The 24210-nt window shown below is 33.3% G+C and carries 20 protein-coding genes and 1 other RNA gene; 7 read left to right on the top strand and 14 right to left on the bottom strand.

Features of this window, described 5'->3' with window-relative positions; all coding sequences use genetic code 11:
- Positions 1-452 precede the first annotated feature (452 nt).
- On the top strand, positions 453-1523 hold the full coding sequence (gene xerS, locus CP370_RS04115) for a tyrosine recombinase XerS (protein ID WP_087712983.1): 1071 nt from the start codon (positions 453-455) through the stop codon (positions 1521-1523).
- Positions 1524-1593: 70 nt separating this feature from the next.
- Positions 1594-2475 carry a LysR family transcriptional regulator gene (locus CP370_RS04110; RefSeq protein WP_087712984.1) on the top strand — a complete coding sequence of 294 codons (882 nt, stop codon included), beginning with the start codon at positions 1594-1596 and terminating at the stop codon, positions 2473-2475.
- Between the two features lie 58 nt (positions 2476-2533).
- On the opposite strand, the gene CP370_RS04105 is transcribed toward CP370_RS04110, so the two are convergent.
- The 3 genes from CP370_RS04105 to CP370_RS04095 form a co-directional block, all read right to left on the bottom strand.
- The gene (locus tag CP370_RS04105) at positions 2534-3646 is read right to left on the bottom strand and encodes a hypothetical protein (protein WP_087712985.1); all 1113 of its coding nucleotides are present in this window, start codon (positions 3644-3646) and stop codon (positions 2534-2536) included.
- 84 nt (positions 3647-3730) lie between these two features.
- Positions 3731-4618: a DegV family protein gene (locus CP370_RS04100; RefSeq protein WP_004894848.1), complete on the bottom strand. Its 888-nt coding sequence runs from the start codon at positions 4616-4618 to the stop codon at positions 3731-3733.
- A gap of 115 nt (positions 4619-4733) precedes the next feature.
- Complete coding sequence (locus CP370_RS04095; RefSeq protein WP_012846161.1) at positions 4734-5144, bottom strand: MarR family winged helix-turn-helix transcriptional regulator; 411 nt, start codon at positions 5142-5144, stop codon at positions 4734-4736.
- A 188-nt stretch (positions 5145-5332) separates the two neighbouring features.
- On the opposite strand from CP370_RS04095, the gene CP370_RS04090 reads away from it, so the two are divergent.
- Positions 5333-7024: an NFACT family protein gene (locus CP370_RS04090; protein ID WP_087712986.1), complete on the top strand. Its 1692-nt coding sequence runs from the start codon at positions 5333-5335 to the stop codon at positions 7022-7024.
- A 72-nt stretch (positions 7025-7096) separates the two neighbouring features.
- Here the strand turns inward: CP370_RS04090 and CP370_RS04085 are convergent, their stop codons facing one another.
- From CP370_RS04085 to CP370_RS04060, 6 genes are read right to left on the bottom strand one after another with little or no spacing between them, the layout of a single operon-like run.
- Complete coding sequence (locus CP370_RS04085) at positions 7097-10261, bottom strand: carbamoyl phosphate synthase large subunit (RefSeq protein ID WP_087712987.1); 3165 nt, start codon at positions 10259-10261, stop codon at positions 7097-7099.
- 3 nt (positions 10262-10264) lie between these two features.
- The gene (locus CP370_RS04080) at positions 10265-11320 is read right to left on the bottom strand and encodes a carbamoyl phosphate synthase small subunit (protein ID WP_012846158.1); all 1056 of its coding nucleotides are present in this window, start codon (positions 11318-11320) and stop codon (positions 10265-10267) included.
- A gap of 3 nt (positions 11321-11323) precedes the next feature.
- Positions 11324-12238 (bottom strand): RluA family pseudouridine synthase, encoded by a 915-nt coding sequence (locus CP370_RS04075; protein ID WP_087712988.1) that lies wholly within the window; start codon positions 12236-12238, stop codon positions 11324-11326.
- A gap of 14 nt (positions 12239-12252) precedes the next feature.
- A complete protein-coding gene (gene lspA / locus CP370_RS04070; RefSeq protein WP_004894860.1) occupies positions 12253-12717 on the bottom strand; it encodes a signal peptidase II in 465 nt (154 codons plus the stop codon).
- Entirely contained in the window at positions 12717-14396 is a 1680-nt protein-coding gene (locus CP370_RS04065; protein ID WP_180707248.1) for a formate--tetrahydrofolate ligase, read from the bottom strand. The genes lspA and CP370_RS04065 overlap by 1 nt, the downstream gene beginning before the upstream one ends.
- Positions 14393-14737 (bottom strand): hypothetical protein, encoded by a 345-nt coding sequence (locus CP370_RS04060; protein WP_087712990.1) that lies wholly within the window; start codon positions 14735-14737, stop codon positions 14393-14395. The genes CP370_RS04065 and CP370_RS04060 overlap by 4 nt, the downstream gene beginning before the upstream one ends.
- A gap of 132 nt (positions 14738-14869) precedes the next feature.
- On the opposite strand from CP370_RS04060, the gene CP370_RS04055 reads away from it, so the two are divergent.
- On the top strand, positions 14870-15793 hold the full coding sequence (locus CP370_RS04055; RefSeq protein WP_087712991.1) for a DegV family protein: 924 nt from the start codon (positions 14870-14872) through the stop codon (positions 15791-15793).
- A gap of 86 nt (positions 15794-15879) precedes the next feature.
- Positions 15880-16980, top strand: a complete 1101-nt coding sequence (locus CP370_RS04050) for an acyltransferase family protein (protein WP_143445666.1) — start codon at positions 15880-15882, stop codon at positions 16978-16980.
- 87 nt (positions 16981-17067) lie between these two features.
- Here CP370_RS04050 and CP370_RS04045 read toward each other — a convergent pair whose 3' ends face one another.
- The 5 genes from CP370_RS04045 to CP370_RS04025 all read right to left on the bottom strand — a co-directional run bounded on the left by CP370_RS04045 (position 17068) and on the right by CP370_RS04025 (position 21101).
- Positions 17068-18300, bottom strand: coding sequence for a metallophosphoesterase (locus CP370_RS04045; protein WP_087712992.1), 1233 nt, complete (start codon positions 18298-18300; stop codon positions 17068-17070).
- 5 nt (positions 18301-18305) lie between these two features.
- Complete coding sequence (locus CP370_RS04040; RefSeq protein WP_087712993.1) at positions 18306-19430, bottom strand: class I SAM-dependent RNA methyltransferase; 1125 nt, start codon at positions 19428-19430, stop codon at positions 18306-18308.
- 74 nt (positions 19431-19504) lie between these two features.
- Positions 19505-19871, bottom strand: an RNA gene (gene rnpB, locus CP370_RS04035) — RNase P RNA component class B.
- 24 nt (positions 19872-19895) lie between these two features.
- Positions 19896-20333 carry a DivIVA domain-containing protein gene (locus CP370_RS04030; RefSeq protein WP_012846149.1) on the bottom strand — a complete coding sequence of 146 codons (438 nt, stop codon included), beginning with the start codon at positions 20331-20333 and terminating at the stop codon, positions 19896-19898.
- 204 nt (positions 20334-20537) lie between these two features.
- Positions 20538-21101: a DUF1273 domain-containing protein gene (locus CP370_RS04025; protein ID WP_087712994.1), complete on the bottom strand. Its 564-nt coding sequence runs from the start codon at positions 21099-21101 to the stop codon at positions 20538-20540.
- A gap of 67 nt (positions 21102-21168) precedes the next feature.
- On the opposite strand from CP370_RS04025, the gene recU reads away from it, so the two are divergent.
- Together recU and CP370_RS04015 are read left to right on the top strand one after the other, a co-directional pair.
- Positions 21169-21780 carry a Holliday junction resolvase RecU gene (gene recU / locus CP370_RS04020; RefSeq protein ID WP_087712995.1) on the top strand — a complete coding sequence of 204 codons (612 nt, stop codon included), beginning with the start codon at positions 21169-21171 and terminating at the stop codon, positions 21778-21780.
- A 10-nt stretch (positions 21781-21790) separates the two neighbouring features.
- Positions 21791-24178 carry a PBP1A family penicillin-binding protein gene (locus CP370_RS04015; protein ID WP_087712996.1) on the top strand — a complete coding sequence of 796 codons (2388 nt, stop codon included), beginning with the start codon at positions 21791-21793 and terminating at the stop codon, positions 24176-24178.
- The last annotated feature ends 32 nt before the right edge of the window (positions 24179-24210 follow it).

Here is a 24210-nt window from a genome sequence, read left to right as displayed (position 1 = left end):
ATTTATTTTAACCATATGTAATTCAGTCCAATATTTTAAATATTTTACTATATCATTTTTGAACTAATACTTTTATTCTCCTTTAATACCCTTTATTCAGCTTATGTTTATCTCCTATTTAATCTTAAATTCTCATACATTATAGTTAATTTTATTATTCATGCTTTGAAACTACGCTTATTTACAGCAATAATTGCTTTTTACTTAATGATTTTTCTTAAATTACCTTTATTTATACTAAAAATCTGTTCTTTTTGGATTAATTTATTGTTCGGATCTTATTAGTTGTAAATTGATCTAAATTCTATACGCTTTATAACTAATTACCAGCCTTTTCCATAGTATACTAGCTTGTCTCCCCTCTTTCCGGCTAGGGGACAGTAACAAAACTTTTTTTAGGTCAATAAATAAGATATAATATTATACAAACCTACGTTCGAGGAGACTATAATTTGGAAACTAATAAATACTTAGAACTTATTAAGCAAGAATTGGCTAATATGCCAGATTTTGTAAAGGAATACAATCTAGGAACTTCTCATTCATTAACTACAACCTATCAATATTTAACTGAAATTCGACGTTTTTTCGACTGGCTAAGACAAAATAATATTGCTTCGGTTTCTTCTAATAAAGAAATTGAAGTAACGACGTTGGAAAATCTACAAAGAAATGATGTTATGCTATACATTCATCATCTTAAACATACTAAAAACCAACAAGGTCGCTTAAATTCGCCAACTACCATTAATCGTTCTATTAATGCTCTACGCTCCCTCTATAAGTTCTTAACGATTACTTCTGACAATAATCATGGTGAACCATATTTTGATCGTAATGTCATGCTAAAGATTAACTCATTAAATGATACTAAAACCTTAAATTATAGAGCTCATGTTTTAGAGTCACATATGTATATGGGAGATTTAAAATACCAATTTTTAGATTTTATTGAAAATGAATATGTACATAAATGTAATAAGCAGTCCCTACCTGCCTTTAAAAAGAATCACGAGCGAGATATGGCGATTATTGCATTAATTTTAGGAACTGGAATTAGAGTTTCTGAATGTGTTGGCGTAAATATGCGTAATATTAATTTAAAAGATGCTATGCTGGATGTTACACGTAAAGGTGGTCAAAAAGATAGTGTTCCTATTGCCGCATGGACGATTCCTTATTTAAAGAAATATAGGGAAATACGTGCCGATCGGTATCATGCTGAAAAAGAAAATACTGCTTTCTTTTTAACTAGATGGCATGGAAAGACTAAAAGGATAACCACTAATGCAGTTGAGAAAATGGTTAACAAGTATTCTGCAGCTTTTGGGAAACCTCTTACTCCCCATAAATTACGCCATACGCTAGCTAGTGAACTTTATGAAGTAACTAAGGATCAAGTGCTAGTAGCACAGCAATTGGGTCAGAAAGGAACAACAGCTACTGATTTATATACTCATGTAGATCAAAAAAAACAAAAAGCGGCACTAAATAAAATAAATAGATATAAATCTTCTGATTAATTCAACTCTAATCTTATTATTTAGCCTATAATAAAAGTGTATACTTTATGTAAAAAGGAAGGAACACTTCATGGAATTAAGAGTTTTAAGATATTTTCTTGCGGTTTGTGAAGCAAAAAATATATCAAAGGCAGCTGAAGCTCTTCATATTAGTCAACCATCGCTTTCACGCCAATTGAAAAATTTAGAGGCTGAACTTGGCGTAACGTTGTTTTATCGTGGACATCAGGAAATTACTCTTACTCAAGAAGGATATTATCTTCAGGAACATGCAGAAGAAATAATTTCTTTGACCAATAAAACACAACAAAATCTAAAACGCTCTCAAATTATATCTGGTGAATTATACATCGGAGCAGGCGAAAGTATTGCAATTAAACGTGTAATGGATATTATACATCGAATTTTACAGAACTATCCTCAAGTAAAAATTCACTTCTTTAATGGAAATTCATCCATGATTGAAAGCAAGCTTGAGCGTGGAATATTAGACTTTGGAATTACAATGGGCCAATATGATACTACTCAAAATTTTAATATTCTGACCCTTCCTGAAATTAATGAATATGGTGTGATTGTAAGTAAAAATCACCCATTAGCTGATCATTCCTGTGTTACTGCCGAAGATTTACAAAATTATCCTATCATTATGTCGAAACATACGGCTGATTCTGATAACTTTAGAGATTGGTATACTGAGCCACAAAAGTTAAATATCGTGGCTACATTTAACTTACCTGATAATTTGCAGTATCTCATAGACAAGGGACCTTATTGCCTATTGATATATAAAGATTTGCTTCCTTTAGATAAGAGTAACTTATGCTTTTTACCACTTGAGCCTAAAATTATTGACCATAATCGTTTGATTTGGAGTTCAAGAAATCAACTATCAAATGTTGCAAGTCTATTTCTTAAACTGATACGAGATTCTATAAAAAGTAAAAATTAATTTATATATAAAAAAAACGATTTGAAGATCTAAAAAAGATTTTCAAATCGTTTTTTAATTAATGACTGTGCTGACTAGCAGCAGATTGTTGGTTGTTTTGTGCCTGTCCTTGATTATTGTGGTTCGTATCTGAGCTGTTGTTACTATTATTGGTTTGTGATTGTTGACTAGATTCTTTATTGTCAGAGGATTGCGTTGATGTACTACTTTGACTTTGAGAATGTTGACCTTCATCATTATGTTCTTCTGATTTGCTACTTTGTGATGAACTGGATTGTTGGCTACTGCTTGAAGAACTTTCACTTGATTGACTAGACTGAGTATTTGAATTTCCAGAACCAATATCAATATCAAAACTATCATCGGCTTTTGGATGGTATACTCTATGATTCTTCTTTGTTGCTGTCTTAGCTCTCAATGCTTTTGGAGTACTTACCTTAATTGCATTGATTTCTGTATATGTCCCCTCTTGAGAAATATCGTATCCAGCATAAGCAAAACGCAAGTAGAATGAAAAGCTCGTCAAGACTAAGTGGCCGCCCTTTTCTTTTAAGGTATATTCAACCTTTAACTTTTTAAGGGCTCCCTCATTGTCTAATCCAGATGCATTACCTTTAAGCTTTTTAATTAGCTTACTGTGGGTCTTATTCCAGAACTTTAGACTATTACCACTGTAGCTAACGCGATAGATAGAACCAGATTTCTTAAGTTTCATATCGCCTTTAATTGCTTTACTTCCGCTTAAAATAATTGCTGGGTCGAATTGGCTAACTACTTTATTAGGAGTCATAGTAGAAGAAGCTTTCCACTTTGGACTACCAGTATTATCCCACATTTTTTGATATACTTTGTCTTCATTTAGCCACATAGATGTCTTATCAACTTTAGCTTGTGCCTTAAGTGGATCATTTTGATATTCCCCAGTCCAAGTTCTTGTAGCTTGAATTCCGGGTGAATTCTTTACATTAAATTTATAGCTTTTGAAATCGGTATTGAGTGCTTCTGCAATAATTTCTTTGTCACTACTATTACTTGTAGCAGAATTAACAGCGGTAGGACTACTATTTTTAATAGCAGTTGTGTTCATAGCTAATATAACTTGAAAAACGATTACCAGTCCTAGACCAATACCAGCGACTAGCCCTAATATTTTTAAAAACTTATTTTTCATTTAATCACTCTCGTTTTAAGTTCATATAATTTACTTTATTAAAAAAATAGGAAAGCAACTTTAGCTCTCCTATTTTTGATATGATTATTTTTTACTAAAGTCCATTTTATCTATGTCTGCCATCCAAGTAATACCAAGAGATTTTTCTCCTAAATAGGTAGCAATTACGGAACTAAAATTGAACATTTTAATGGTCATATTAGGGAAAGCAGCTTGAAAATCATTTTTAACCTTAGTAGCCTGCTCTAAATCATTAGAATTATAAACTGCTAATGACAATTTATCCTTAATAGGCGAATTATTAATTCGCTCAATAGTGATATTTTCAGCCTTCTTAACAGCTCTCTTCATGGAACGAACTTTATCAAAACTTACGATTTGATAATCATCCTTTTTAAATGTTAAAAGTGGCTTAATTTGAAGCATAGTACCAATAAAAGCACTCGCATTACTCAAACGGCCGCCGCGCACTAAGTTATTTAAATCATCTACAACGAAAAGAACATCAATTGTATCTCTAATTTCGTCTAACTTAGCTAGAATTTCTTTAGGTTCCCAACCATTTTTAATCATTTTAGCAGCTGCTAGCACTAGATTTCCCATTGAACGAACAGTCATTGCTGGATCATAAGGATAAAGATTAAATTCAGGATGATTATGAGCTAAAGTAACTAAACTGTTATAAAAGCCAGAAATACCAGATGTTAAGGGAATAGCAATAATAGCTTCATAACCTTCATTTTTCAATTTTTGGCATAATTCAAGCATAGTACCCGGACTAGGCTGCGAAGTCTTAGGAAAAGGTGCTCCATCGCGTTCTAGCTCAAAAAGCTTCTCTGCAGTAATATCTACCCCATCCATGTATTGATTATCTCCAATAATAACCGGAATAGGTACTACTGTAATATCATTGGCCTTGGCTTCTTCTGGGCTTATATCACTAGTACTATCTGTAATGAGTGCTATCTTCACGTGTGAAAACCTACCTTAAAATTAAAATGGCAGCATTAAGTTGCATGCTGCAATACTACTTATCAAACTGAAATTATATCATAAAATCCGATGTTTTTTAAACATAATCGATGATTTATACTTTATCTGTTACAAGATTGTTAACAATAATTTGTAATTTACTATCAAAATCCTGTATTTTTTCTTCACTCCAACTAGAAAAAATTTGTGCTTCAATTTGAGAAAGAACTTTTTTTAATTCTTGGGCTTTAGCTAATCCCTCATTGTTTAAATTTAAATATTTGCTAGAATCCTTCTTTGAACGTTCTACTTTAATTAAAGAAGCAGTTTTTTTCTGCTTGATTTGTCTACTTAGGGTCGAAAGAGATATACTTAATGCCTGTGCTAATTCTCCCATCGTCAAAGTTTCGTTCTGATGATGATCAAAGAATAGTAATAAGCGAGTTTGAGAGAGGTTTAATCCACACTTTTTATTAATCACTCGCTTAATATTCTCACTAACGCTATTAAATATTAAGACATTCATTTTATTTACCACCTATACTTAATTGTCCCATTTTTTCTAATCAACAATAATTCTAAGACATAATTTAATTTTTCACAAGATTCGTGAAAAATTAACAATATTCGTGAAAAAATCACATGTTTATTTAACAAGGAAATTCAAGGGATTAAATAGTATAATTAAATATGCTGTTTTAAAGGAGGATATTTATGGCTTTTGATGGTTTATTTATTCATAGTCTTCTGCAAGATCTCTCCCCTACTCTGGTTGGAGGAAAACTTACTAAAATATACCAACCATTTGAACAAGATTTAGTTTTAAATTTTAGGAAAGATCGAAAGAATCAGCGGTTGCTGATTTCTGCTAATGCTCAAAATCCACGCTTTTATATTACAAATGATACAATTGCAAATCCTGACGTTGCTCCTACTTTTGTCATGGTTTTGCGGAAATATTTAGAAGGATCAGTTCTTCGAAAAATCGAACAAATCGGTGTTGAGAGAATAGTTAATTTTCATTTTTCTAATCGAAATGAATTAGGAGATGAAATGCAACTTATTTTATCAGTAGAATTGATGGGCCGACACAGTAATGTGATTTTATATAATGCAGATGATAATAAAATTATTGATTTGCTTAAAAGAATCAATCCTGATGAAAACCGCGCTCGCTTATTACTTCCACATGCCCCTTATGAACTCCCTCCTCTTCTTCCAGGAATCAATGGCTTCGATTTTTCTGCTGACAGCTTCAATGACTTAAAGGAAAAGTATCCTGAACCAGCAGATTTTGTAAGACAATTTAATGGTTTAGACGGAGACGATAAAAAAGAATTTACTGGTTACTTAGAAGACGATTTTTCATATAGTTCTTTACAGACATTTTTTAATCAATTTAATAGACCAAAAGGATATGTATTACAAACCATTAAGCATAAGGATCGTGTATATACTTACCTTCCCTATCATCTTGAATTAAATTTGATTTATTCTAATGACGATGTCAATAAAACATTAGACGAGTTTTATCGTGATCAGGCTAATCGTGAATGGGTAAAGCAAAAATCTAAAAGAATTGAAAATATTGTTAATAATGAGCTTAAAAAACTTAAAAAGAAGATTATTAAGCTACGTAAGCAACTAGATCAAGCCGAGAATTCTGAAGAATATCGAATTAAGGGTGAATTGCTTAATGCTTATCTTCATGAAGTAAAGGCTGGGATGACAAGTATTGATCTACCAAATTATTATGAAAATAATAAGCCCTTAAAAATAAAACTTGATCCCGCACTTTCACCTGCTAGAAATGCACAAAAATACTTTACTCGTTATCAAAAATTACGTAATTCAATTAAACATGTTAATGAACAAATTAAACTAGCAAATGAGAATTTAGATTACTTTGATTCTATCCAAACTGCAATTGATAACGCTGATCCACAAGATATTGATGCAATTAGCGATGAATTAATTAATCAAGGCTATCTAAAAGAACAAAATCATAATCATCGCCGTAAGAAAAAGATTAGCGAAAAAAATTTGAATACTTTTAAACTAAGTGATGGTAAAAAAGTATTAGTTGGTAAAAATAATTATCAAAATGATTGGCTAACTTTAAAAAAGGCAGACAAACGTGATTACTGGTTCCATGTCAAAAATATGCCTGGCTCTCATGTCATTTTGCAGGACAATGATCCAAGTGATGAAGATATCAAAGAAGCAGCTGAAATTGCTGCCTATTTCTCTAAAGGAAAGAATTCTAGTCACGTCCCAGTTGATTATGTGCAAGTTAAAAGAATTAAAAAACCTAATGGTGCTAAGCCTGGTTTTGTCATTTATACTGGTCAGAATTCAATCGAAGTTACTCCCAATGAAAAAGATATTTTAGAAAAAAGAATATAGAAAAAAGCGTTCATATCAAAATGAGCGCTTTTTATATATTCTATAAATTTACATAATAAATAATATTTAATTTTACAAAGGTTGAGTAGTCATTGCTAAAGTTTCAAGTACTATTAAAACATCTTGCGCTGATTGTAAACTAGAAAAAACAGGAATATGTGTGCTTAAAGCTGCATCTTTAATCATAATTGCATCATGACTAGCAGAGTCGGATAAACTGGTTACATTGATTACTAGATTAATTCGGTGCTGCTTTATTTTTTCAAGTAAGCTATTACTTCCCTCTTGAACTTTTTCAATAATTCCTGTTGTTATTCCCTCTTCAGCTAATACATTTGCAGTACCTTCAGTTGCTAACAGTTTAAAACCTAACTGATGGAAGCGGACAGCTATTTTAATTGCACTATGTTTTTCAGAATCTTTAACCGAAATAAAGACAGTACCATATGTTGAAATCATTAAATCACTGCCTTCATATCCTTTAAACAATGCAGTTGGCAAATGCTTGGCTCGGCCCATCACACTACCAGAGGTCTTCATCTTAGAATCAAAGGTATTTTCACTACTATATGATAAATAAGAAAAGACTGGCATTTTAACGTGAATCAAGTCATTTGATGGCCAAATATCGCTTGGAAGATCTAATTCAGACAATGTACTTCCTAACAAAACTTTCATTGTTATAGCTGTAATATCTTTTTTTAGTGCTTTAGTTAGAAAAGCTACATTGTGTCCAGAGTAACTTTTAATTTGTAATAAATAGATTTGATCATTAGCTAGTAAAAAGTGTAAGTTAACTGGTCCTCTTAAATTAAGTTTAGTGGCAATACTAATTGCACTATCACGTAATCTACGCTGATCATTAGTTGATAGATTTTGTGGACGATAGACAGCTATGGAGTCACTGGCATGTGAACCGGTTTGTTCAAAGTGTTCAATAATTCCGGGAATAGTAACATTTTTACCATCAGAAATAGCAGTCACTTCATACTTTTTGCCTTCAATAAACTTCGAAACATTCATATGCTCTAATGAATTTTCAGCAATATATCTTTGTAAAGCTGGTAAATCAAAGACAACAGCAGATTTTTGCTTCTTACCGTTACTTGTACCACCAATTAAAGCTGGAAAGCCATTTCTTTTAACAAAAGCTAAAATGCTTTCTTCATTATCGCATTGAAGAGCTGGGACTGGATTAACGCCAGCCTGATATACTTCATCTGCATGATCTTCCCTTAGAATTTCCTTCAAATTAGGCTGACCTAAAATTGTTAGACCATGTTCTAAGAGTGAACTGCGATACTCATTAATCTGTTTGCCAGAAAATTGCGTTACCACTTCTTTGATATTTTCTTTCCATGCAACTTCAAGAATATTTTCTAAAGTAATTGGTTCAAAGTAAATTCGATCGCATACATCATAAGCTGCACTCACACTTTCTGGATTATTACTAATAATCACCGGGCTAATTCCTTGCTCTTTTAAGGTCTTAGCAGCATGGTAGAGCATATAATCAAACTCACCAGTTAGAGATACTTGAAATGGTTTTAATCCTAAAAGAAGGCATTTTTTCGAATTAGATAGCGGTATTATTTCATCTTCAATTCCATAACTACTGTAAACAGCTTGAATATTAGGATGGATTAACCCAGCTGTTCCATCAATTTCAATATAGCTAGGCTTAATTGACCATTTTTTACATAAATCAGCAATTGATTTTTCATCTTGCTGCGTAATTTCAGCAATTAATCGATTAGAAAAACCATTTTTCTTTACTTTCAGCATTAAATCAGCCGTAAGTTCATCATTACGTAATTTCTTTAATAAAATCAAAATATGATTAAACTTCTGCAAAAATACTAAATGAATATGTAAAAGCTGGTGAAGAGTATGGTAATTAATTCCCTTTGCTATCGCAGCCAATAGTGTAATTAGGTGTATTTCATTAGGCTTTGCTAGATCTTGCAATAATTCTTTTTCGCTTTTTTTATATTCCTTTTTAAAGGTCTTAACATTATTAGAAAAACCAGTAGTTGACTGGAGAGCCTTTAAAAATGCACTTTCAAAGTTACGACCAATTCCTAAAGCTTGGCCTCCGGAAGTGGTTTTATTATTAAGAGTGTAGTGATTATAACCAGCTTCTGTGAAAGACCAATAAGGTAATTTTACAAAGCAAGCATCTTGAACAGGATCAACAGCGGCAGAAATTCCAGATTGTGGATCAGTGATTTCATTTAAATTATAGCCAAGTGCAATTTTGGCCGTTACATATCCAATAGAATATACGCCACTTCTATAAGAAAGCAAACTACTCTGAGTCAAACGTGGCTTAATACTTAATACTTTAAAATTAAAGTCTTCCCCACTTTGCTTAACAGCAAAATGAATACTTAAAGCTCCATGTAAATTAAGACAATTAGCAATCTTTCGACAGCAATTTCTTAAGCGTTGAATTTGATTATTATTTCTAGTTAAAATCGGCGTTACTAATAAAGAATCTGAAGAGTTAATACCAACTGGTTCTAAACTACCAATATTTCCTACAAATACAAAATTTCCATTATTATCCCGAACAATATCAAAAATTAATTCTTCCCAATTCGATAAATCTTCAGTTAAACGATAATCTTTCCAATTAAAATGATCATCGGCTTCTCCGTCTAAGAAGTATTGCTCTAATTGACTTAGATTTTCTAAAGAGATCATGCTATCGGGGCGATAATGCTGCTTTTTTGATAAAAGCAAAGGAAAATGAGCATGTTCAATTACCCGCCTTAAGTCCTCCTCTTTTTCTAATAGCCATTGATTGGCCACCGCAATCTTATTTGCTTTAAGAAAACTATAGAAATTATGAGGATCTGATAGACTCAATGCCAAGCTGTTAATAGTTAGTAACTCAATATTCATTTGAGTCAAGATGCCCGACTCTAATAATTCACTGGTAAGTTTTAAAGCTGGCTTACCCCCAAAAGCCGGAATAATAGCATCCGGCTTCTCCATCCGAATAATTCGCTTCACAAAAGGCAACGTCATTGGTTCAAGATATACATTTACATTAGGATGCGGATCTGTTGTGACTGTTGCAGGATTAGGATTAATCAATACAACTTGTACGTTACTTTCTTCAAAAGCTGTTAATGCTTGTTTAGCAAGAATATCAAGCTCTGATACTTCTCCAACAATACTTGGCCCCGCTCCAATAACAAGAACTTTATTAATTTCATTATGTAAAGGCATAGTCTACTCCATCATATTTAAAAACTGATCATAAATGCTGGCTGCATCAAAATTACCTGGTGAGCCTTCTGGATTAAAGGCAGTTGCTAAAACTTTATCTTCTTTGATACTGTAGCCTGCTAATAACTCCGACCTTAAATCAAAATATTTACGTGAAAGATTCAAAGATAAACTATCAGGTACTACTAATTGATCAATATTCATTGCAGTTTGCCAAATTCGATTATTAGTTTGTTCAATAACTGGAAAATTGCTGCCATTATAGGCTGGAATTAAGTCCAAGAGTTCCAGGTTTAAATAATTACTAATTGCCAAAAAGCCTAAGCCAATTCCTAAAATAGGCAATTTTCCGTAAAACTTATCAAATACTGGTTTTAAAAATGGTGCAACTTCTTCTACTCTACTTGGTCCATTAGAAATAACAATTGCATCCGCTCGAAGATTAATAATATCGTAAATTGATGCATTGTATGGTAAAACCACATTATTAATTTTCCGTAAAGAAAGGGAACGCAGTAATGAATGCTTTAAACCAAGATCAATGACAGCTACAGTTTTTCCAATATTTGGGGCAGCATAAGGATGCGTTGTAGATATTTGTGCCGTTTTATTTTTTGGTAAAACTAGGGCCTTGATTTGATCGAAAGCATGTGCATCATCTGTATCCATAATAGACGCTTTAATAACTCGCTTATTCTTCAATTTTTGAACTAGAGCGCGGGTATCAACACCGTAGATTGCCGGAATTCTTTTCTCGTTTAGAAAATCATTTAAATCTTGAAAAGTTGGATTGGCAGAAATATGAAAAGCAATATCATTCGCAATTATGCCACGTACACTTGGATCAATTGATTCATAGTCGATTGCATTAATACCACTTCCACCAATCATTGGAGTAGTAAAAGCCAAAATTTTACCAAAATTGGCAGGGTCTGAAATTGCTTCCTGATATCCAAAATTGCTTGTTTGAATACCGAGCTCCCCTGTAGCAGTAATGGGAGCACCAAAACCGTGCCCCGAAAATGCAGTTCCGTCTTCAAGAATTAAATATCTTTTCATAATCTATTGCTTCATTTCTTGTCGTAAATTCTCTAATTGTTTTTCAAAAATTGTTGGCAATGGTGCAGAAAATTCCAACCATTCATTTGTAGAAGGTTGATAAAACCCCAAAGTCTTGGCATGCAAAAATTGTCCATGACCTGACAAGGTTTTCTTTGGGCCATATAAGGGATCGCCAGCTAATGGATGACCGATGTACTTCATATGCACTCTAATTTGATGCGTTCTGCCCGTTTCCAGTACACATTTGACTAAACTATAATTTTTGAATTGCTCTAGTACTGTAAAGTGTGTAACTGCAGCTTTTCCCTTTGGATTAACCGCCATTTGCTTTCGACTATTTGGATTTCTACCAATCGGAGCATTGATTACGCCATTTTTTACTTCAAAGTTGCCATGAACAATTGCCAAATATTCTCTTTTATTTATTTTTTCTGCTAATTGCTTTTCTAAACTTTCACGTGCTCTATCATTTTTAGCTATCATTAATAAACCAGAGGTATCTTTATCAATTCGATGCACAATCCCTGGACGAAACCCTTCAGGACTATCAGCTAAATCACGTGTATGATAAAGTAATCCATTGACTAAGGTATGATCTGGATGGCCGGCTGAGGGATGAACAACCATCCCTTGAGGCTTATTAACGACAATCACATCCAAATCTTCATAAACAATATCAAGATGTAAGTTTTCAGCTTCTAATGATAATGGTTTAACAGGCGGAATAGTAACATCAATTACATCCCCAGACTGTACTTTATAAGATACTTTTTCAGCTTTATTATTAACTAAAATATTTTTATCATTAACTAATTCCTTAATCTTAGTTCGACTTAAATCTTTAATTTTCTCAGCGATTACCTTATCTAAACGTCCTTTTTCTCCATCAATTACTAACTTATAATTTTTAGTCATTTACTCTTCGTCCTTTAGTCTTTTTCGCTTATAAATATTAGATAGATAAAAACTAAGATAATTCCAACTGTAATTGCGCTGTCCGCAATATTAAAGATATTAAATTGAATAAAATCTAGTTGCAGCATATCAATTACATATTTTAGATGCAAACGATCAATAAAGTTACCAATGATTCCACCTAAAACTAAGGCTAATCCTGTATCAAAAAGGCCATTTTTATATTTGGGATTAAAAAGATAGTAAATTACAACTGCAATAGCGGCAATACTGATTAAATAAAATAAAATCATTTGTCCACTGAAGATATTCCAAGCTGCTCCATCATTTTGTAAATATGTAAATGAAAGGACACCAGGAATAATAGTCTTTTCATCACCAATTTTAAAATTAGTAACTATATAATTCTTTAATAATTGATCTGCAATAATTACTAATAAAGAAATTATTAGATATAAGGCTTGTTTAGCTTTACTCATTAGAATAATCCTGAAATCTTTCCGTTATTATCTACATCAATATCTAAGGCAGCTGGATGTTTTGGCAATCCTGGCATATCTAAAATAGATCCCGTAGCTACCACAATAAAACCTGCTCCATTTTTAAGAGCTAAATTCTTAACATGAAGTGTAAAATCTTCTGGAGCTCCTAAGATACTCTTTTTATCAGTAAAGCTATACTGTGTTTTAGCCATAATTACTGGTAAGTTGTCTTTACCCATTTTCTTAATTTCTGCTAATTGATCCTTAGCTTTATCAGAATATTCAATATCCTTGGCATGATAAATATTATGGGCAATTTTACTAATTTCTTCTTCTACAGAGTCAATAGGTTCATATACTGAGGTAAAGTCACTAGCTTTATTAGTTAACTCAACCACTTTTTCTGCGGCCTTAATTCCGCCCTTTGATCCTTCATCATGGTAAGAGACTACTTCACATTCAAAACCACCAGCTTTAACAAGTTCTTTCAATCTTGATAGTTCTTGTTCAGTATCACTAGCAAATTTATTTATTAGTACAATTACAGGTACACCATAATGAGCCATGTTTTCCATATGGCGCTTTAAGTTCTCAAAACCTTTTTCTAAAGCTGGAATATTTTCTTCATCTAAGTGATCAGTTGTCTCTTCTGCTTGATACTTCAATGCTCTTACGGTTGCAACAACTACTACAGCGTCAGGACGTTTATCTAAATGGTTAGAAACAAAATCCATAAACTTTTGGCCACCGAGGTCTGCTCCAAAACCAGCTTCAGTCAAAACATAGTCGCTTAAGTGTAAAGCAGTATTAGTAGCAATTACTGAATTAGCACCATGAGCAATGTTAGCAAATGGACCGCCGTGAACAATTGCTGGGGTATGTTCAAGTGTTTGAACTAAGTTAGGCTTTAATGCGGTTGATAAAAGCGCAGCAATTGCTCCCTCAAACCCTAAGTCTTTAACATAAACAGGTTCATCTTTCACAGAAAAGCCAACTAGCATATTTCCAATGCGCTTTTTCAAGTCATCAATATCAGTTGCTAAACATAAAATAGCCATTAATTCATTAGCTACAGTAATTGCGAAGCTAGCTTCATGTTCTATTCCATTAAAACGTGAACCTTGTCCGATAGTGATTTTTCTTAAAGTACGATCATTAACGTCAATTCCACGTTTTAATAAGATACGATTAGGATCTAGTTCTAGACTATTATCTTGATAAATATAGTTATCAACTAAAGCAGCCAAAGTATCAATTGCACTAGTTAATGCGTGCATATCACCAGTAAAGTGTAAATTAATATCTTCCATTGGGATGATCTGTGCATATCCACCACCAGTTGCACCACCTTTTAATCCAAAAACAGGACCCATTGAGGGTTCTCTTAATGCAATTAAAGTATTTTTGTGAAGTTGGTTGCTGATTGCATCCCCTAAACCAATGGTAATAGTAGATTTTCCTTCACCAGCCGGTGTAGGGCTAATTGAAGTAACAAGAATTAACTTACCCAGTTCTTTACTTTGTTTAATTCTGTTAATTCCCTTCCAGCTAATCTTAGCCTTATCATTACCATAAAGTTCAATTTCATCTGGTTGAAGATCAACTTTTTTTGCAATTTCTGTAATAGGTAATTCTTTAGTTTCTTGTGCGATTTTAATATCTGACTTCAAATTTATTTCTTCTTTCTTTTAAGTGCTAAAAGCAAGTAAGTATTAATCTTACTCTTTGCTTCATATACAACAAATGCCTTCCATTGCCACTTAATCTTTAAATTTTGAAGCTGAAGTTTCTGGCGATATGGTAGTTTTAGCCAGTAAACACTTGCTTCTTTCTGAAAATAAGAATTAAACCAGGTATAAATAACTATAACCACAAAAATAGCTCCTAAGCTAAGTGCAGGATAGCTAATTGCTTTATTGCTTTCATACCCGACAATAAAGGCTACAAAAATTAGTGTTAGGAGCCAGGAGTAATAAATTACACCAGCAGCGCCTAAAAAAATAAAATGTTTTTTCATAATTTAGAATTTAGGTCACACCCTATTTGTTAATTACTTCTATTGTAACAAAAATCAAGCAGATTTACGTTTTTGTTTAAAATAGCGTTCTAGACTATAATATTAAACAAGAATATGGAGGAAAATAACAACATGAAAATCGGCGTTTTAACTGACAGTTCATCTTATTTAACTAAAGAACAATGCGAGAAATATGGAATTGATGTCTTACCAATTCCAATTATCTGGGATAATAAAGAATATCTGGATTTAATTGATATTGGTTTCCATGAATTCTATGAAAAGCTAAGCACTTCTTCTACTCTTCCCACTACCTCTCAACCCTCAACTGGAACCGTAAAAAAATATATTGATAAATATATTAATGAAGGTTATACCGATCTAATTATCATTACTCTTTCAAGCGGTATTTCTAGCTTTTACAATAATGTTTTAAGTGTAGCTGATGAAGAAAGCAGAATTAATATTCATCCCTTTGATTGTAAAATAACCTGTGCAGGAGAAGCTAATGCTGCAATATTAGCTGGTCGACTAGTCAAGGCCGGGGCTGACATTGATTTAATCATGCATGACTTAAAGGATTTAAGAAACACTACCGATGTTAGATTTATGGTAGACAATCTTAATCATTTAAAAAGAACAGGCCGCTTATCAAATGCCGCTAGTTTCGTAGGTTCTATTTTAAAGATCAAGCCAATCTTATCTATGGACGTTCAAAATGAGGGTAAAATTTCAGCGATTGCCAAAGAGAGACATTATAAGCGTGCCTATAATCATATTAAAAAGGACTTTGATAGTTTAACTTCTGATATGCCCTATCCAATTCAGTTGACAATTTTTCATGCTGATGATGAAGAAAGAGAAAATGAATGGGTTAGTGATTATGAAAGTAGTTTTCCTAAGGTCAAAATTTATCAAAGTATTATCGGACCGGTAGTTGGTGTTCATGTAGGACAACATACTATGGCTATGATTTGGGGCAGAGATTTAGATTCTTATTTCGATGAAAATGGCAAGCCGATTAAGGATATTAAGTCAAAAGTTGTTGAAGATTGATACTATTTAACTAATATAATTAAGAGAAGCAAGAATTTTATTAAATTTGCTTCTCTTTTTAATTTATAACCTTAAGGGTGCTAATTATGAAAAAATATAAATATTCTAGTTACGAGATTGCAGATATTGGTGACTATTTAAAAGTTTTTGCTTGTACGGCGGTCATGTCACAACCAATTATGAGCATTATTAATAATATGCACCAGTCTCAGCAAACGCAAGTTGGTTTTGGTATTCTTTATAATCTAGTTAAATATACTGCTCCGGCCTTTATTTTTGGTATTTTATACACGACTATTAGGAATAGTGACTTAAATGGTCATTTCTCTTACTTCAAGCATCTACAAAAGAATTGGTCCAATCTCTTTGTACCAACGATTTGGTGGACCTTAATTTATTTATTAGGGATGCCATGGCTTCAGCAAGAAAATAAGTTTAATAGCTTTGGTACTTTTTGCTGGCAATTTATTAATGGTAATGCAGCCCCTCACTTATGGTATAACACGATGATGCTACAGTTTATTATCCTAATGCCGTTTTTCTGGTCAATTAGTCGCTATGTAAGAAGTAATATTAAACGTGCTTTTGCAGTGGCAATTGTTACTTTAATTCTTTACTTAGCCTGGTTAGCATTTTATGACTATTATGTTTTTCATGGTGTTCATCAAAATAACTGGTATTTATTAGATCGAGTATTTATCTCTTTTTTTATTTATGCTGTTTTTGGTGTTTTAGCCTGGCAATTTAGATCGTACTTTAATGAATTTATAACTAAGTTTTGGTGGTTAATTGTAGTAATCTTTATTCTTTGCTTCATCTGGACTAATTATGAATTAAGTCAATTCGGTTATCCTCTTAATTTCTATAATGCGCCTTACTATAAACCATCAATGACGTTTTACTGTTTGGCAGTAATTTGCTTAATTGCTGCTTTCTGTTTATATCAAGTTCGTAAAAGACAAATAAATAACTTGAGAATATTCCATTTTTTAGCTATTTATGCTTATAGAGCCTATCTTGCTAATGTCTTTTGGAATCAGTTAGTCTGGCGCGGATTAAATATGCAATATCATGCAAAGTTCCATCCATTTTTAACCTTATTTGGTTGCTGGTTATTAACCTGGATCCTATCATTTTCATCTGCATATCTTTTACATATGTGGTGGACAAAAGTAAAGAAAAAGTAAAGAAAATGATAGCTAGAAATACCCACCTATATATCTAAAAAAACTCTGAAAATTGCCACTAGGAGCAGTTGTCAGAGTTTTTTATCTTTAGTATTTAATTTTTACATGTAGGTTATCATGATTTGACATATCGTATAACGTTTGTAAATACAATTCATAATGTGGGTTGTCCGCAATTAAACGTTGATAAATTGGTGACTTTTTAAGTTTTTGCAATTCTTCACTTTCAATATGATTCTTTCCAGTAAAAAAATGATAATTCATTTCGCCGAAAAGACGTCCCATTTTTCTGACAGTATCTAGATCATAATGATTTTGATAAAGATCTTTCTGCATTAATTCTGCCGAAATAGTTCCTAGTTGAATATTTTCTAAATAATCATGAAAGTGAGTTAAAGTCCAGTTTTGTTTTTCTTTGTCAGTTAAATAGTCCTTCATCTTAAAATGATAACAAGTATAACTAACTTCTTTCGGCGAAACCTTAACTACCCCATAGCCTTGATCATTGGAGCAAAAACTAGCAGTTACAACTTCGGTAGCTGGACAAGGATCTTGTGGCAACATAATATTCTGAGCATGAATATGACCAGAGAAAACTAATTTCACATTATATTGAGCTAATAACTTACGCAGTTCACGATAATCATCAACAACATATCCTTTGTTTACAGCTGGATTATGGGCATAGAGGTTATGATGCATACAAAAAATCACTTGAAGATTATTCTCACTAGCATATTGAAGTTGTGCCTTAATCCAGCGTCGTTGTTCTCTTCCTAAAAAGCCAGCTGTAGCAGGGGCAGTAGTAGCTTCTTCTTTACCGTAGTCATTAGAATCAGCTAAAATCAACAAATAATTCGGATTAAGCTGAACACTATAAGCTAAAGATTTATCATCAACACTAACTGCATTTTTATAGGATGTTTTAAAAATATTACGCCACATTCTAGGACTAATTTGACCAGCGTAGTATTGTTTCTTTCCGCGGAATTCTCTGGCCCAGCCATCATAAATATCATGGTTTCCAGGAAGAACTAAAAGCTGTGTTTCTTCTAAAGGTTTAAAAATCTCAGCGAATTTTTCTGCTGACACTCTTTCACCATTAAAAGTTACATCCCCCGTAACAATGATTGCGGCCGGTTTCTTTTTTTGCGCCATTCTTACAAATGCGCTTAAAGCAGTTTCTTGATAGTATAGATCTTTACCCTGACTAGTTTTTTGCATCTGTGAAAAAGCCTGTCCATGATCATGTAAGCTATCTGCAATTAAATGAGTATCACTAATAACCCAAAAACTAGTCTTCTTATCTTGCGTTAACATAATTGTTATCTCTTATTAGCCCAATATTGATAATAGTCGGTACGTAAATTACCATTATAAAATTTTCTCTTCTTAGTAGCCTTTGCACCAAAGTATTTTTCAAATTGAGGATCAGATGTAAGGTAGTACTGACTAAAAGAAGTAAGAGGACGCAATGTTTGTCCCATTTCTTCATAGATCTTTTCAGCTGCTTCTCGATCCTTAAGCCGTTTACCATAAGGAGGATTTGCAACAATAACTCCATTTTCTAAGTCAGTTGAAAAGTCTTTTACAGCGACTTGCTTAAATTTTATATCTTGCAGTACTCCTGCATTATGAGCATTCACTTTAGCAATTTCTAAAATTGATTGATCAATATCGCTCGCTAAGATTGGAGCATGCTCCTTTTTTTCTTGTGCTTTAGCTTCTTCTACTAATTCGGGATGTAATTTCTTATCAAACCAATCAAAATTATCAAATGCAAATTTTCTCCAAATACCGGGAGCTACATTCTTTGCCTTAAGGGCAGCTTCAATTGCAATTGTCCCTGATCCAGTCATAGGGTCAATAAAGGGATGAGAACCATCAAAAGGAGTTAGTTCAATCAAACCTGCTGCAAAATTTTCTTTTAAAGGAGCTCCACCATGCTCGACACGATAGCCACGTTTAAATAAACTTTGACCAGTAGTATCTAAGCTTAAACGTGCAGTGTCTTTGTAAAGATGGATGTCTAGCGGATACTCGGCTCCGCTTTCTGGTAAAAATCCACGTCTTCGATATTGATCGGTCAACTTATCTACAATAGCCTTTTTTACAATTGATTGAACATCAGGTTCAGAATGTAACTTACTACGGACGCTTCTTCCCTTTACAGGAAATTGAGCATCTACCGGTAATAATTCTACCCAATCATAGCTATAAACTTCATCATATAATTGGTCAAAACTGGTGGCCTTAAATTCTTTTAGTAAGATCTTTACGCGGTCAGCACTTCTAAGCCATAGATTAGTTCTTACAATGTCTTTTTGGGTTCCTTTAAAAAATACGCGGCCATTTTCAGTTGTTGTTTCATAACCTAAATTGTTTAATTCTTTTGCAACTACACTTTCAAATCCAGCGCCCATTGTTGCATATAATGTATATTCTTTCATTTTATATTTTCTCTATCTATATAAATTTTTCTATAAAAAAAGGCTGAGCCAAAGCTCAACCCTAACCTACAAATCTCTATAAGCCACGTTCTGTTCCAATAGGATTTGGTTAATTCCTATTTTCAGCGACCATCTATCTTCATTAAAAATGACCTCGTCTTTAGTTCATTTACTTAGACGAAAGCGCCCCTACCAAATTTGGGTTGCCCGCTTGCAGGGTTTACCTCGTTCCACCAGCAAAGTTTCCTTCACTGCTTCGTCACTGTGGCACTTTTCAGGATAGTCACACATGTCAAAAATGATTTAGTGCTTTTTCCGCCGTAACTTGTAAAAACAAGTTCCCCAGCTTATTGGGCTGAGTACAAAAACTACAAGCATCTCAGCTTGTGCGTGCGTGGACTTTCCTCAGCTAGCATAAGCTAACCGCGATCGCTCGAAATTTGCAATAATTATTATACCATAGTTTTAATTAGCTTGGTAAGTTCTATCTTGTTGATTCATTCTTTGTTCAAGGTTGTAAACTTTACGCTCTAAAGTAGAAATACGTTGAATCATAGCAACATTAGTAGTTAATTCCGGTGCTTCTTTGTCTTCATTAAGATTACTTACAGCAGCTTTTTGTACTTTCTGAGGAGTATAAGTCTTAACATCATCCTCAATTTCTTCATTCTTAAAATCTAACTTGGGTGCAGTACTTTTAGCCGTTTGCTGTTTTTGTTGAGCTTTTAAATCACTGATTTGTGTTTGCAAATCTTCAATAATAGTCGCAAAAGTACTGTAGTCTGAAATAATTGTATCAAGATATGAATCTACTTCATCAGAATCATATCCCTTCATTTTTGTTCTAAATTGCTTTTTTAAAATACTTTGTGGATTTAATTGAATATCATTTAAACTTGCCATTGGTTTCGTTAAACTCCTTAGTTACAGACTAATGTCTGTTTTAATTTAGGCGATAAAATGTTAGCTAGTTGATAGCTTAATGGCACTCATTCTATCGTATACAACTAGTATAAGTTATAAGTATCCTTCAAGCAATAATAGGAATACTATCTAAACAAAATCTTATTGTCTTAGGTATATAAAAAATGAAGAGCAAATTTATTTTCAATAAAAATTCTTTTGATGATTTTCTTCATATTTCTCTGCTGCTTCTTGTAAGTCATAAAAATCAATTATATCCAGTGGATAGTCACTTTTTTCTTGATACTTTTTAATGGCCTCATAATCATATTTTGGCTTACCGGGATGTTCAGGATCATAAAGTAAAAGAGCGCGATCTGTGTGTTCTAACATAAAATTTTGATAGTTTTTAAGCTGCACTGGCCTCATGTAAGGATAGTCAGAAGTAGAAGCTGTAAAATCAACCTGCTCAGTAAGGTTTTGATACTTCATTTGATTACTATCATTCCATCTTTTTGAAAATTCTAAATAAGGTGTCATCAAAGCTGTATGAACACTATAGTCATTCTGCAGACTAATTGCTGTTTCTAGGCCCCATTGTTCGGTTCCAAGGTTTGCTCCACTAATTACCCAGTCAATCTTTCCTTCTTCAAGTAAACTCTTTAGATAATTGCTTAGAGCATACTTAATTATGGTCAACTTTGGATCTTTATCGCTAAAAACTCCCAATTCATAAGAACGATATCCGGTAACCCATAGTCGCTTCATTCTGATCCTTCCTTTCTCTAAAAATGATTTAAAATCTTTGCTATAATGCTAAACAGGAGTGATTTTGATGGTAAAATATCCAACAGGCAGTTTAACACATTATACTAAAGATCAAACTGACCTTTTACATCCAAGAAAGCAAAAACATCGTAAAGATGTTGTATTTTCTGATCGTGGAATGAGCCTAGAACAACAAATCAATGAGTCTAATAAGTATTATCTTCTTGAAGATATTGCCGTTGTTCATAAAAAGCCAACCCCAGTCCAGATTGTTAAAGTAGACTATCCTAAACGATCCCGTGCAGTTATAAAAGAAGCCTACTTCAGGCAAGCTTCTACAACTGACTATAATGGCGTATATCAAGGACGCTATTTGGACTTTGAAGCTAAGGAAACGAGAAATAAGAGCTTATTTCCTTTAAAGAACTTCCATGAACACCAAATTATTCATCTTGAAAGATGTTTAAAGCAAAAAGGAATTTGCTTTACGATTATTCGCTTTGTAACTCTTAATCGATATTTTGTAACTCCTGCTAGTTTTGTGATTGAAGCTTGGAAGACACCATATAAGAGTTCAATGACCTTGCAAGAGTTAATTGATAATTCAATTGAGATTAAAAGTGGATTTCGCCCAACTCTCCCATACTTGGATGCAATCGATAATTTTATAGATAGATAGGAACAAAAGAATGGCAGATAATAATCAAAGGCCAAGTAATTCTAGAATGGCTAAGCTTCACCCAAAAGGTAAGCCTCGTAAACGAATTTGGCTACAAATAATCAAGTGGTTCTTTATCGTAGCAATGTTAGTAGTTGTTTCTGGAGTGGGTTTATTTGCATACTATGCTAAAGACGCTCCAAGCATCTCCCAGGCTCAACTTCAAAGTGGTGGTACAAGTAGTCTGTATACTCGTGATGGAAAATTTCTTCTTTCTCTAGGGTCAGAAAAAAGAACCTATGTTGATAATAATGAAATCCCTAAAGAACTTAAAAATGCCATTGTCTCTGTTGAAGATAGGCGTTTTTATAAAGAAGGCATTGGACTCGATCCAATTAGAATTATTGGGTCTGTCTTAGTTAATGCTAAAAGTAAAGGCGTAGCTGCTGGTGGATCAACTATTACTCAACAATTAGTTAAGTTATCGGTCTTCTCCACTGCCGCTTCTCAAAGAACCCTTCGTAGAAAAGCTCAAGAAGCATGGCTTTCAATGAAGGTAGAAAGAGAATTTAGCAAAGAACAAATCTTGGAATTTTATATTAATAAAGTTTATATGAACTATGGTAACTATGGGATGGGTACAGCAGCTGACTATTACTATGGTAAAGATCTAAAGGATCTTGATTTAGCTCAGACTGCTCTACTTGCTGGGATGCCGAATGCCCCGGTTACATATGATCCATATGTTTATCCAGAAAAAGCAAAATATAGACGAGATATTGTATTAAAAGCAATGCTCAGAAACGATAAAATTTCAAAAGCTCAATATAAACAAGCAGTTAATGAGCCAATTACCCAAGGCTTGCAGCCTAAGAAGAGTAAATCTACTTCTGAATTACGAAAAGTAGATGATCCATACATCAAAGAAGTAATTAATGAAGTTAAGAGTAAGGGCTTTAATCCATACAACGATAATTTGAAGATTACGGTTAATATTGATCAAGATGCTCAACAAAAGCTTTATGATTTAGTAAATGATGGTTCTGTTCCATTTACTAATGATAAGATGCAAGTTGGAGCTACAATTATTGATCCTCGAACTGGCCATGTTATTGCCATTATTGGTGGCCGTAAACTTCCTGCAGTTCAATTAGGTTTAAATCGTGCTGTTCAAACTGGTCGTTCAACTGGTTCTAGTGTTAAGCCTGTATTAGATTATGGTCCTGCAATTGAGTATCTTAACTGGCCAACTTCTCATATGTTAGATGACTCTAAATATGTTTACCCTGGTACTAACATTCAACTTTATGACTGGGATAATAAATATGAGAGTAAAATGACTATGCGTTACGCTCTCGAACAGTCTAGAAATGTTCCAGCTGTTAAAACTTTAAGCAAGGTTGGAGTTGCAAGAGCTTCCCTTTTTGCAAGAAAGCTTGGGGTTAATGTTCCTTCTGATTCCGGCCTTTCAGTTGCAATTGGTGCTAATGCCTCCTCTCTTCAAATGGCAGGCGCATTTGGTGCATTTGCTAATGACGGTATTTACCACAAACCACAATTTGTTTCTAAGATTGAAACTCCAGATGGCTTGACTAGAAACTACGATAGTACTGGTACAAGAGTAATGAAGGAATCAACTGCCTACATTATGACTGATATGCTTAAAGGTGTTTTGACTAAGGGGTTAGGTACACAGGCACGTATTAGAAACTTATATGAAGCTGGTAAAACAGGATCAGTTAAATATTCTGATGAAGAGTTAGTAAGATATCCTCAATACAAAAATTCACCAAAAGATTCTTGGTTTGTTGGTTATACCAAACTCTATTCAATGGGAATTTGGACAGGGTATGATAATCTTAAAGATGGTACTCCTTCAGGTGTTGGCTCATTGTCTGCTCAACTTCTATATAAGCAAATGATGTCATATTTAATGAGTGATAAAGCTAATAAAGACTGGTCAAAACCAAGCACAGTTGTTAGACGCAGAATTGCTAATGGTACCCAAGATAAAGTCGTTTCTCCGAATGCAAGTAATTCTAGCTGGCAACTATTTGTTAAAGGTCACGCACCAAGTAATCCGTATAGTGATGTGACTGTTGATAGACGAAAAGAGGAAGACGACGATATTGATACACGAGTTGATACAGAAGATGATACTTCTTCTAAGGGACAATCTCGTTCCCAAAGCAGTAGTTCTTCATCATCGAGTCGTGCTGAACAATCTTCAAGTCAAAGACAATCTTCTTCTACTTCTAACAACAACTCCAATACGCAAACTCAAAATAATAATCGCCAGACTGAAAAACAACCAGAAAATAATAACAATAATTCACAACAGAATCAGAATACAAATAATCAGGGTAACAATCAAAATCAACAACAAAATCAGGGAAATAACTCCAATAATAATCAATAATTGAAATTAAACTAAAATAAAAGATCCCAAAG

The organism is Lactobacillus sp. UMNPBX19, assembly GCF_002553805.1.
GTDB lineage: Bacteria > Bacillota > Bacilli > Lactobacillales > Lactobacillaceae > Lactobacillus.
Note: the sequence above shows the minus strand (reverse complement) of the source record. Positions and strands in the feature narration are given on the sequence as shown.

Bases quoted from the DNA above. Each gene is read 5' to 3' on its own strand.
- CP370_RS04040 (WP_087712993.1), bottom strand. From the start codon at position 19,430: ATGAAAGAATATACATTATATGCAACAATGGGCGCTGGATTTGAAAGT.
- CP370_RS04050 (WP_143445666.1), top strand. From the start codon at position 15,880: ATGAAAAAATATAAATATTCTAGTTACGAGATTGCAGATATTGGTGAC.
- CP370_RS04105 (WP_087712985.1), bottom strand. From the start codon at position 3,646: ATGAAAAATAAGTTTTTAAAAATATTAGGGCTAGTCGCTGGTATTGGT.
- CP370_RS04085 (WP_087712987.1), bottom strand. From the start codon at position 10,261: ATGCCTTTACATAATGAAATTAATAAAGTTCTTGTTATTGGAGCGGGG.
- recU (WP_087712995.1), top strand. From the start codon at position 21,169: ATGGTAAAATATCCAACAGGCAGTTTAACACATTATACTAAAGATCAA.
- CP370_RS04075 (WP_087712988.1), bottom strand. From the start codon at position 12,238: ATGACTAAAAATTATAAGTTAGTAATTGATGGAGAAAAAGGACGTTTA.
- CP370_RS04090 (WP_087712986.1), top strand. From the start codon at position 5,333: ATGGCTTTTGATGGTTTATTTATTCATAGTCTTCTGCAAGATCTCTCC.
- CP370_RS04015 (WP_087712996.1), top strand. From the start codon at position 21,791: ATGGCAGATAATAATCAAAGGCCAAGTAATTCTAGAATGGCTAAGCTT.
- lspA (WP_004894860.1), bottom strand. From the start codon at position 12,717: ATGAGTAAAGCTAAACAAGCCTTATATCTAATAATTTCTTTATTAGTA.
- CP370_RS04030 (WP_012846149.1), bottom strand. From the start codon at position 20,333: ATGGCAAGTTTAAATGATATTCAATTAAATCCACAAAGTATTTTAAAA.
- CP370_RS04025 (WP_087712994.1), bottom strand. From the start codon at position 21,101: ATGAAGCGACTATGGGTTACCGGATATCGTTCTTATGAATTGGGAGTT.
- CP370_RS04110 (WP_087712984.1), top strand. From the start codon at position 1,594: ATGGAATTAAGAGTTTTAAGATATTTTCTTGCGGTTTGTGAAGCAAAA.
- CP370_RS04095 (WP_012846161.1), bottom strand. From the start codon at position 5,144: ATGAATGTCTTAATATTTAATAGCGTTAGTGAGAATATTAAGCGAGTG.
- CP370_RS04060 (WP_087712990.1), bottom strand. From the start codon at position 14,737: ATGAAAAAACATTTTATTTTTTTAGGCGCTGCTGGTGTAATTTATTAC.
- CP370_RS04080 (WP_012846158.1), bottom strand. From the start codon at position 11,320: ATGAAAAGATATTTAATTCTTGAAGACGGAACTGCATTTTCGGGGCAC.
- CP370_RS04055 (WP_087712991.1), top strand. From the start codon at position 14,870: ATGAAAATCGGCGTTTTAACTGACAGTTCATCTTATTTAACTAAAGAA.
- CP370_RS04045 (WP_087712992.1), bottom strand. From the start codon at position 18,300: ATGTTAACGCAAGATAAGAAGACTAGTTTTTGGGTTATTAGTGATACT.